This window comes from Acinetobacter sp. YH1901141, from assembly GCF_013416935.1.
GTDB lineage: Bacteria > Pseudomonadota > Gammaproteobacteria > Pseudomonadales > Moraxellaceae > Acinetobacter > Acinetobacter towneri.
Genome location: NZ_VPEY01000015.1, coordinates 61,834 through 71,804 on the forward strand (window position 1 = coordinate 61,834; position 9,971 = coordinate 71,804).

A 9,971-nucleotide genomic window follows, 5' to 3' on the forward strand; every position below is an offset into this window, starting at 1 on the left:
GCATGAACATGAATCAAAATGACCTAAAGGCTCAGGTAGATAATTTGACTGAGCAGAATGTTGTGATCTGTATGAAATGGGGCACAAAATACGGGTCTGAGTATGTGAATCGTCTTTATAATATGGTGAAGCGACATACCACAGTCGATTTTAAAATGGTGTGTTTGACAGATCGTACTGAAGGTATTGATTCAAATGTAGAATGTTTCCCGATTCCGCCACTTGCATTGCCTGAAGGTGCACCTGAACGTGGTTGGAACAAGCTTTCGACCTTTGAGCCAGATTTATATGGTTTAACAGGTAATGCTCTGTTTTTAGACCTAGATGTGGTGATTGTTGATAATATTGATGGTTTTTTTACCCATCCAGGTGATTTTTTGATTATTCATGACTGGAAGCGTCCGTGGCGTATTACGGGCAACAGTTCAGTATATCGTTTTAAGTTAGGTGCATTTCCTGGTTTATTGCCATATTTTCGTGAACATTTTGATGAAATTCGCCAAAAGTTCCGTAATGAGCAAGCATATTTATCTTGGTATGTAGATCAAGAGAAAAAGTTAACTTACTGGCCAGACAGTTGGTGCAAAAGTTATAAATATCATTGTTTGCAAAAAATTCCGATGGCTTATTTTAAGCCACCTGTAAAGCCAGATGGTGTAAAAATTATTATCTTCCATGGTGAAATTAACCCGCCTGATGCAATTCATGGTGGTGGGGGGAAATGGTATCGTTATGTATTACCATCGGATTGGATTAAAGAGGCTTGGCAGTAAGCTTTAGAGAATACTTATGCCTGTAAGAAAGAAAAGTAAGTTTGAACAATGGTTTTCATTTAGCCGACATCAGCGTCGCTTTGGTGCTGACAAGGTTTATGCCCAATTCGATGATATTGATATTGAGCAATTAAAAACTGAAATGATCGCGGGCGATACTCCGAATTATACGCATGGTTCAGCCAAAGATCTCAATGAACATATCGGACAGCTGCAATCAGAATTTATTGGGCAGCCTAAATTAAATTATTACCATGCCAGTCTGATTGTCTTGATTCGCCGTGAGGTTGATACTCAAAATAATTATGCGAAATTTAAAGCATTATGGATGACTGAACGGGATTTTCTTATACAGTCGCTAAATATCCGCTGGCTAATTTCAGCATGTGATACTTTTATTGATTTTGATGAAGATATTGCTTTAAAAGCGATTCTTATGAATGCTGTGGTTCTTATTAATACTTTAAAACTACAGGAAACTGAGCGTTTTTTATGTGATCAGTCTTTAGTAGTAAATCAGCAACATCAGCATTTATTACAAAACCAGCGTTATGCACTATTTGACGGTACATCTGCATTTTCGGTAGGCACAGATGATACTTTACGGAATATGCGCTGGCGTTTGGAACAGATCTGCGATATTCATCCACTTGGGCAAATTGTACTGGAAATTTTTGATCGGCTTCAGCTTGAGCAAAATAATAATGTCTATTCCCGTTTTAAGCAGCGTCATACGCGTGAAAAAACCAGGTGGTGGTAATTGTGAATACTTTAATTATCAATTTAAAAAGTTCACAGGATCGTCGTGATTTTCAAAAAAGACAATTTGGGAAATTAGGACTGGATTTTGAAATATTAGAAGCATTTTCAGTTGCTGATCTGAGTGAAGAACAATACCAAAAATTTGGTTTTGGCTGGCAAAGGCCTTTGCGTAAAGTTGAGGTAGCGTGCTTTCTCAGTCACCAAAAAGCTTGGGAAGAAGTAATAAAAAGGAATCAGCCCTGTTTAATTCTTGAAGATGATGCCGTATTCGCTTCCAATACAAAAGAAATTTTAAACGAAATTGAACAGCATCAATTTTCAGATGTGGACTTAATTAATCTAGAAGTAAGAAGTCGTAAAAAAATTATTAGTCGAACACCCGTGTGTATCTTAGGTTCTACTCAGGTCAAATTATATGAATTATATCAAGATCGTACTGGAGCAGCAGGTTATATCCTCTACCCGAGTGGCGCGCAAAAATTATTAAATCGTTTGGCGCAAACAGCACCAGCAATTGCAGATGGATTTATATTTTCGGCTTATGAGTTACAGTGTTTGCAAGTTGAACCTGCAGTGATTATTCAAGAAGACCAGCTTGGCGCTTATGGTCTCTTACAACAAGAGAGTTTTGATTCGACCATTGGGCGCTCTGAACACTTTAAACCTGAATTCATCTCTATCAAAGAAAAATACAAGTTTAAAAAAAGGCGGTTAGCGGGACAAATAACTATGGCTATACGATATTTGCAGGTCATGGGAAAGGCAGAAAAAAGATTGATCAATCTAGATCAAGAAAAATTTATTCAGGATTAGTGCTTCATGAAAAAAACAATCGTATTAGCCATTTTTACTTTACAGGGAAATGGCGCTGAACGTTTTGCTTTAACCTTGGCAAAGGGCCTAATTGATGCAGGTCATGAAGCACATATTGTTTATTTTAAAAATATTATTGATTTACCGATTCCTGAGGGCGTAAAACTTCACTTTTTTGATTATCAAAAGTATCGTGCAATTCCTAAATTTATGCGTGCCAGTTTTGCAGCAAAAGCATTTGATCGGTTTGTTATTAAAAATATTGGGATCCCTGATCTTGTCCTATCAAACTTATTTCCTGTTGATTTTATATTATCAAAAAGTCAGTTACCGAATGTTCATTTAGTCATTCATAACACGACGAGTTTAGAATATGGTGAAAGATTAGAGGGAATGAAAAAACAGTTGGATAAAGTTTATTTAGCCAAGCCTTGTGTAGCAGTAAGTAAGGGTGTCGAAAAAGACTTTATTAAAGTATTTGGCTCAAAAAGTCGGATTACTACAATTTATAATCCGATTGATGTGGAACAAGTGGTTTCAACAGCAAATGAATATATTCCTGATATTGAAAAACCATATATTGTAAATGTTGGAAAGTTTAAGCAACAGAAACGACATGATATTTTAATTAAAGCTTATGCAAAAGCCAATGTTCAAGAAAAGCTGGTTTTGGTCGGGACTGGTGAACTATTAGAAACTTCTAAAAAATTGGTTAAAGATTTAGGGATAGAAGGCAAGGTTATTTTTACAGGCTTCAAAAAAAATCCCTATCCATATATTAAGCATGCAAAATTTATGGTTTTGTCGTCTGATTTTGAAGGGTTGGGTTTAGTAATTTTAGAAGCTTTAGCTTTGGGTATTCCCGTTATAAGTACTGATTGCCCTTCAGGTCCCAATGAAATTTTACAAGCTAATAATCTCGTTGCTGTAGGCAATATTTTTGAACTTTCGCTTAAAATCAATCAAGCATTAAAAGAGGTAGATAATTATTCAAAAAATTTGAATCCATCTTTTACCCAAAGTTATGCTGTTGCGGAATATATACGGTTAATCGATTAACTTAATAAATTTATCAGCCATCTCTTTAATATCGTAACGTTTTGATAAGTTTGGGGGAATTTGATATGGATTTTCTAATATATCTTCGATAGAATTTTTTAATTCTGCACGATTATTTGGTTGTACTAGACCGCGTTGCATATCAGGGGTAAAAAATTGATGTGATACTCCTTCGCTGCAATTATATGCAACGACATGAGTGCCATTTAATAGAGCTTCTCCAATAACAAGACCGAAGCCTTCTGTCTGAGAAGGGAGAACTAATATTTTACTCTTTTTAATATACTCGATAGGCTCATCCACCCAGCCAGTAAAATGAACACGATCGCTAATATTTAGTTGATTGACTAATTTTAAAAGTTTGTCTTTTCTTGCTCCATCACCAATAATAATCATATTTTTAATAATATGAGAATTTTTTAGAGCAAATAAAGCATGTTCAATTTGTTTGGAAGGTGATAAACGACCAACATAGCAAATATCCCATACTTTTTCTTTCTTTTCAGATTGTATTGTATCTTTTAAATTTAATCCATTATAAATAACATTTATATTAGAATTCTCTAAAATTTGAGAATATTTCAATTTTAAATCTTTATTAAGTACGATAAAATTTTTGTTTGAAAACACTTCCTTAAATTTATTAATAAATTTTCTCTTCTTATATATATTTCTTAATATTTTAATCGGATTTGAAGTTTTATTAAATTCAGGAAGAATGTCTGCTTGTGACCATATCCATATATTTGGATGATTAATAAATGATATGCTTAAATATGCATACCAAATAGTTAATATAACAGCTTCAGGTTTTATTTCATCAATAAGAGACTGGAGTTGTTCTTTCTTACTAGATTCTAATTTTTTGTCTATTAATAACTTTCCACCAACAAATTTAGTAGGAAAATCAATAGATTGAATATTGAAGCTCTTAGTCTTTTCTTTATAATTATTTATATTAATTAAGGTTATGATGTTTATTTCATAGCCTCTCTCTTGCAGTTTTTTTGCAAGATTAAGAGTCATAATTTCTGCACCACCACCTTTAAGATGATCAATAATAAAAAGAATTTTTTTCTGATCTTTCATTTTAAACCTAATTTTTAAGTTTTAATTTAAGTAGCTAATTTTTACTATGAGTAATATAAACTTTTGTCATTTTCCAACTTCCTAAAGCGCTTATATCCCCACAAATACTGTTCTGGAGCGACATTAATCATGCGCTCCATTTCTTTATTTAAAGTATCTACAGAAAGTTGTAAATCTTTAGATAAAATATCATTTGATAATTCGGTTACATAAATATCATAACCCGATAAATCATCACGTCTTAAACAGCTTAAACCAATCACAGCACATTGCGTTTTTGCAGCAAGCTTAGAAAGTAAAGTTGAAGACAAAGCATTTTGACCATAAAAAGGAGAGTAAATACCCCCAGATTCTTTAGGTACATGGTCAGGTAAAATTGCAGAAAAGCCACCTTGCTTCAAATGCTTAAATAGCGCGCGTACACCTGTATCATCGGTAGGGACTAAAGTCGCATTCAAACGCTGACGTGCTTCTAGCATAAACCGATCTAAATCTTTATTTTTGCTAGGTTTATACATAATGACAGGAGATGTATGCTGATTGACCCATACATTGAGCAGCTCCCAAGTTCCAAAATGTGGAACAACAGCCAAAGTGCCATTTGGGTTTTCTAAAGCTTTTAAAAATAAATCAGCATCATGAGTATCTCTAATCAACGAAAGAGCATATTCTGTAGATGAGCCCCAAATTTTTACAGATTCAGCATAAGTCATGCACTGACTTTTAAGACTTTTTTTAGTTAGGCTTTGTCTTTCTGCATCTGTAAGTTCAGGATAAGCTGATTTTAAATTGATTTCGGTGGTGGTTCTTGCGGAAGAATTTGAATAATACAGCAGGGAACCTACAGCTTTTGCAATAGATTGAATGATTCTTAACGGAAGACGAGAAAAATTCTTCAGCAAAGCATACATAAATAGAAATCTGAGCGCTATATATAGAAATTATTGTTTATCCGCATTCCCCGCCAATACCATATAAATCAGCCCCACAAAAATCACAAATGCACCGCCAATAGAACTTAAGCTAAAGTACAAAATGCGGTCATTGGTGTCTAAGGCAAACAGGTTATTGGCCAGAATATAACGCATGAACAACCATTGAGCGACAGCAAATACAATTAGCATAATGCCACGATTACGAACTGCAGGACGCATAGCCATAGTAACGCTCAACTCAAAATTCAAAACGAAGCGCTATTATGCCACTAGCTAGACCATATCTCAATTCATAAAAAAACCCTGCAAATTTGCAGGGTTTTTCTGAAACGCTCAAAACTTATTCTTGAGATTCTGCTTTTGGTTTGTCACGTAAACGAATACCTAAATCACGCAATTGAGTCGCCTCAACTGGTGCAGGTGCTTGAGTCAATGGACATTCAGCCGTCTTAGTTTTCGGGAAGGCAATCACATCACGAATAGACGAAGCACCTGTCATCAACATCACCAAACGGTCTAAACCAAATGCCAAACCACCGTGCGGAGGCGCACCGTATTTCAATGCATTCAGTAAGAAGCTGAATTTCTCTTCGGCTTCTTCTTCTTCAATACCTAAAGCTTCAAAAATCGCTTTTTGCATTTCTAAAGTATAAATACGCAGTGAACCACCACCAATTTCAGTACCGTTCAATACCATGTCATACGCGACAGATAAAGCTTCACCTGGATTGCTCTTCACATCTTCAACGCTTGATTTTGGCAAAGTGAATGGATGATGCACAGAGGTCCATTTACCATCATCAGTTTCTTCAAACATTGGGAAATCAACGACCCAAAGCGGTGCCCATTCGCAGGTTGCAAGGTTTAAATCGTGACCAATTTTGACACGAAGTGCGCCCATCGCATCGTTTACTACTTTGGCTTTATCTGCACCAAAGAATACGATGTCACCATTTTCAGCGCCTACACGTTTTAATAAATCAAGCACGATTGGCTCAATAAATTTCACAATTGGAGATTGTAAGCCTTCAATGCCTTTTTCAAGCTCATTGACTTTAATATACGCCAAACCTTTCGCACCATAGATGCCTACAAATTTAGTGTATTCATCAATTGCACTACGTGGCAATGAACCCGCGCCAGGAACACGAAGCGCAACAATACGACCTTTCGGATCTTTCGCTGGGCCAGCAAATACTTTGAACTCAACGTCTTGCATCAAGTCTGCAACGTCTACTAATTTCAGTGGAATACGCAGGTCTGGCTTATCAGACGCATAATCACGCATCGCTTCCGAATATGGCATACGTTGGAATTTGTCGAATTTCACGCCTAGAAGTTCATCGAACATCTTCACGGTCATGCCTTCCATCAAATCCATAATGTCATCGTCACTCATGAACGATGTTTCAATGTCGATTTGAGTAAATTCTGGCTGACGGTCTGCACGCAAGTCTTCATCACGGAAACATTTTGCGATTTGGTAATAACGGTCAATACCACCCACCATCAACAATTGTTTAAACAATTGTGGAGATTGTGGCAGCGCATAGAAGCTACCGTTAGATACACGGCTTGGCACTAAGTAGTCACGTGCGCCTTCAGGGGTGGCACGTGTCAAAATTGGGGTTTCAACATCCAAGAAACCATGATCGTCTAAATAGTTACGAATCAGGTTGGTCACTTTAGAACGGAAACGTAAGCGATCTAACATTTCTGGACGACGGATGTCCAAGAAACGGTATTTCAAACGAATTTCTTCTGAAATGTTGGTATTTTCATCGTTCAATGGGAACGGAGGCGTTTCAGATGCTGCAAGAACTTCAATTTCCTTGCCTAAAACTTCAATTTGTCCACTGACCATATTGGCATTTTCTGTGCCTGCATAGCGACGACGTACACGACCTGTAATTTTTAATACAAATTCTGAACGTGCTTTGTCTGCAGTTGCAAATGCTTCTGGAGTGTCTGGGTCAATCACGACTTGCACAAGACCATCACGGTCACGCATATCTAGGAAGATCACACCACCGTGGTCACGACGACGGTGCACCCAGCCACATAGGGTAACAGTTTGATCAATTTGAGCTTCGGTTAAAGAACCGCAATAATGAGTTCGCATCATAGCGTTAAAAATCCAACTATATGGGTTAAGGAAGCGAATACGTAAACAGCGCACCGCCTTTAGCAAAGGTAGGATTATGCCTCTTTGGGCATGTGGCTACAAGAACCTGCTGCAAAAACAGTGGGTTTTTACAAGGAATGTGTCTGAAATAGGATAATGCAGCAAGATTCAGGATAAAGTGATGAGCTTTGACTTTATTTTATCTACCCTTACCGATCCAAAAACAAAAATAACAGACAACCTAAACTGAACATGAGTAAAGCCCCTTGGCTAAACTCATTGATGGCACGCCCTGTAAAATAATACAGTTCCTCCTGCCAAAGTGCATCGGGGATATGCCGTGCATAATCCCAAAGAGAGAAACAGCCCAAAGCGACAGACAGTGTAATAAGGCCGACTGCATAGCCCCGAACTTTGATGCTGACAGGTTTGATTTGCCGATGCTTCTTATAATAATGCAGGCTCATCCACAATAAAAAAGGCAGGGCCAAAATAGAGCTACCAATTTGCAAGATGCGGTGCATCGGATAAGTCTGAGCTCCCCATTGTACCGACTGTGCTAAAAAATCCTGAAAGGCAAAACTGCGAAAGTCGTGATGGGTTAAACCATCCCAAATTAAATGCGTGGCATTCCCCAGTAATAAGCTGAAGATAGTCACCAAAGCAAAGCCCAATACGGATGTTGCATGATTCAAATTTAGAGGGTGATGTATTCCCACAAAGCGATACAACGCAGGGCGATATACCAGATACCAAAGTGCACAGAATATAAGGCCCAAGAATAAGTTTGGATAAAACAAGGCCGACCATAAATGTGGCGTTGGGTCTTGGCGTAGGGTAAACAGGCGATGTAAATCTGGCAGCATACAGCCAATTGCAAGTGCAGCAATAGGTAGCCGTTGTCCTGAGAGTTTAGCTAGCGGTGGCGCAAGTACAGCATGAGATAAGGTAAAGGGCATATATGCTTACTTTACATGATTCTTAGATGATTCTAGGTGATACATTTCTAATAAACTCATAAGTGTTATTGTTATTAAAAAATAAAACATGGTTGGGAAGTGCATGAAAAACAAAAAATCTGTTAATCCACAAATAGAAAAAAATATTGTAAAACAAATTCCCATTAATGAAAGATGCTGAGATTTTGATGTTGAAGGTTGAAATAGTTTATAAAAATAAAAAATTAAAGGAATTAAAAATGCAGAAATAATACCTAATAAGCCAACTAGCCCATTAGAGGCCAGGAACTGGAAAAAAATATTATGCGCATGTGGATTACAAGCAGGTAAGAGTCCTTTAGCTTGTTGCTCACAAATATTATCTCTGAATTTTTTTGCTCCAACACCATATATAGGAGATTTTAACATTTCGTCAACAGCATAACTCCATAAGAATATACGAGTACCAGTACTAGAGTGATAGTTATTTTTTTCAATTAGAGAAGTATCTTGTTGAAAAGCATTTAATCTTTTCTGAATGGGTGAGTTAGGTAGAAAAAACAAAACACCTGTAAGGATGAACGATGTTAATAAGGTTAATAAGACTTTTGATCGTTGAGACTTAAAATAGTAAAAGCTCAGGATGATTAGTATTAATGGTATTCCTAACCAAGTACCTCTACTGCCATGTGCGACTATTAGAAATAAGTTAATTAGAGATAAAACAATTAAAATATTCGAAAATTTTTGATTTTTCCCAAGGTTGAAAACTAACATAAGTATGGATAAAGAAGCTATAGAAGCATCATATAATATTATAGCGTCAAATTTCTTTACTAATAATGCTCGATCAAAGTTGTATATGATATTGAAATAACCGTTAAATATAATAGAAAAAACTCCTCCAATATTTATAATATAGAGAAAAATATTTTCACTTTTTTTAATATTTAATAGAATGGTTGGTAACATTAAAAAAGCAAGTGCATATAGGAACTGATTGTTCATATCAGGGGCTAGTTTTTGATCGAAAAAATGGTTATTTGATATTTGGTCATTATGGAAGAATAGATTGATAATATATATGGAAATAAATGGAAGGGCTAAGGTTAGAAAAATAGGTAAACTAATATATATTTTTTTTTGTAAAGTAATGAAAATTATAAATAGTGTCAATAAAACATAGTTTAGAGACCAATTAACTCCATCATCAATCACTAAGTTTACAAAAAAAGTTAGGAAAAATAGAGCTAATAATAAAGAAAAAGTTTTTTCTAAATTAAGTAAATTTGTCATGATGAAAATGGGTGTAAAATTTGTTGATATATTAAAGAGTATAATTATCTTAATTGGCGGATTCAAGCGGCAAGTGCAACAGTATAAAAACCAGCCATAACTTCACTCGGTGTATACCAACCTAGTGTTTTTCTAGGACGATGGTTGAGTGCAAATTCTATCTGCTCTATTTGTTCGTTTG

General features: G+C 36.0%; 10 protein-coding genes and 1 pseudogene. 4 read left to right on the forward strand and 7 right to left on the reverse strand.

All coding sequences use genetic code 11. The features are described from left to right. Positions 1 to 2 precede the first annotated feature (2 nt). Genes FTV52_RS09585 through FTV52_RS09600 form a run of 4 tightly spaced genes read left to right on the forward strand, consistent with a single transcriptional unit; the run spans position 3 to position 3,407 of the window. Complete coding sequence (locus FTV52_RS09585) at positions 3 to 773, forward strand: glycosyltransferase (protein ID WP_179990715.1); 771 nt, start codon at positions 3 to 5, stop codon at positions 771 to 773. A 16-nt stretch (positions 774 to 789) separates the two neighbouring features. Beyond that, positions 790 to 1,533 carry a hypothetical protein gene (locus tag FTV52_RS09590; RefSeq protein ID WP_179990716.1) on the forward strand — a complete coding sequence of 248 codons (744 nt, stop codon included), beginning with the start codon at positions 790 to 792 and terminating at the stop codon, positions 1,531 to 1,533. A 2-nt stretch (positions 1,534 to 1,535) separates the two neighbouring features. After that, on the forward strand, positions 1,536 to 2,348 hold the full coding sequence (locus FTV52_RS09595) for a glycosyltransferase family 25 protein (RefSeq protein ID WP_373683421.1): 813 nt from the start codon (positions 1,536 to 1,538) through the stop codon (positions 2,346 to 2,348). A 6-nt stretch (positions 2,349 to 2,354) separates the two neighbouring features. After that, entirely contained in the window at positions 2,355 to 3,407 is a 1,053-nt protein-coding gene (locus FTV52_RS09600) for a glycosyltransferase (protein ID WP_179990718.1), read from the forward strand. Here the strand turns inward: FTV52_RS09600 and FTV52_RS09605 are convergent. The 7 genes and pseudogenes from FTV52_RS09605 to FTV52_RS09635 all read right to left on the reverse strand — a co-directional run. After that, on the reverse strand, positions 3,396 to 4,496 hold the full coding sequence (locus FTV52_RS09605; protein WP_179990719.1) for a glycosyltransferase: 1,101 nt from the start codon (positions 4,494 to 4,496) through the stop codon (positions 3,396 to 3,398). The two genes, FTV52_RS09600 and FTV52_RS09605, sit on opposite strands and share 12 nt — an antisense overlap. 44 nt (positions 4,497 to 4,540) lie before the next feature. After that, the gene (locus tag FTV52_RS09610) at positions 4,541 to 5,407 is read right to left on the reverse strand and encodes a lysophospholipid acyltransferase family protein (protein ID WP_179990720.1); all 867 of its coding nucleotides are present in this window, start codon (positions 5,405 to 5,407) and stop codon (positions 4,541 to 4,543) included. A 30-nt stretch (positions 5,408 to 5,437) separates the two neighbouring features. Further along, positions 5,438 to 5,656 (reverse strand): hypothetical protein, encoded by a 219-nt coding sequence (locus tag FTV52_RS09615; protein WP_034686420.1) that lies wholly within the window; start codon positions 5,654 to 5,656, stop codon positions 5,438 to 5,440. 115 nt (positions 5,657 to 5,771) lie between these two features. Continuing rightward, positions 5,772 to 7,556 carry an aspartate--tRNA ligase gene (gene aspS / locus FTV52_RS09620; protein WP_179990721.1) on the reverse strand — a complete coding sequence of 595 codons (1,785 nt, stop codon included), beginning with the start codon at positions 7,554 to 7,556 and terminating at the stop codon, positions 5,772 to 5,774. A gap of 209 nt (positions 7,557 to 7,765) precedes the next feature. Then, positions 7,766 to 8,515 (reverse strand): DUF4184 family protein, encoded by a 750-nt coding sequence (locus tag FTV52_RS09625; protein ID WP_179990722.1) that lies wholly within the window; start codon positions 8,513 to 8,515, stop codon positions 7,766 to 7,768. Positions 8,516 to 8,521: 6 nt separating this feature from the next. Then, positions 8,522 to 9,790 carry an O-antigen ligase gene (locus tag FTV52_RS09630; RefSeq protein WP_179990723.1) on the reverse strand — a complete coding sequence of 423 codons (1,269 nt, stop codon included), beginning with the start codon at positions 9,788 to 9,790 and terminating at the stop codon, positions 8,522 to 8,524. A gap of 62 nt (positions 9,791 to 9,852) precedes the next feature. Further along, positions 9,853 to 9,971: pseudogene (locus FTV52_RS09635) on the reverse strand (IS30 family transposase); the annotation flags it as partial.

Coding starts and splice junctions, on each gene's coding strand:
- FTV52_RS09585 (WP_179990715.1), top strand. CDS start 3: ATGAACATGAATCAAAATGACCTAAAGGCTCAGGTAGATAATTTGACT.
- FTV52_RS09590 (WP_179990716.1), top strand. CDS start 790: ATGCCTGTAAGAAAGAAAAGTAAGTTTGAACAATGGTTTTCATTTAGC.
- FTV52_RS09600 (WP_179990718.1), top strand. CDS start 2,355: ATGAAAAAAACAATCGTATTAGCCATTTTTACTTTACAGGGAAATGGC.
- FTV52_RS09605 (WP_179990719.1), bottom strand. CDS start 4,496: ATGAAAGATCAGAAAAAAATTCTTTTTATTATTGATCATCTTAAAGGT.
- FTV52_RS09610 (WP_179990720.1), bottom strand. CDS start 5,407: ATGTATGCTTTGCTGAAGAATTTTTCTCGTCTTCCGTTAAGAATCATT.
- FTV52_RS09615 (WP_034686420.1), bottom strand. CDS start 5,656: ATGGCTATGCGTCCTGCAGTTCGTAATCGTGGCATTATGCTAATTGTA.
- aspS (WP_179990721.1), bottom strand. CDS start 7,556: ATGATGCGAACTCATTATTGCGGTTCTTTAACCGAAGCTCAAATTGAT.
- FTV52_RS09625 (WP_179990722.1), bottom strand. CDS start 8,515: ATGCCCTTTACCTTATCTCATGCTGTACTTGCGCCACCGCTAGCTAAA.
- FTV52_RS09630 (WP_179990723.1), bottom strand. CDS start 9,790: ATGACAAATTTACTTAATTTAGAAAAAACTTTTTCTTTATTATTAGCT.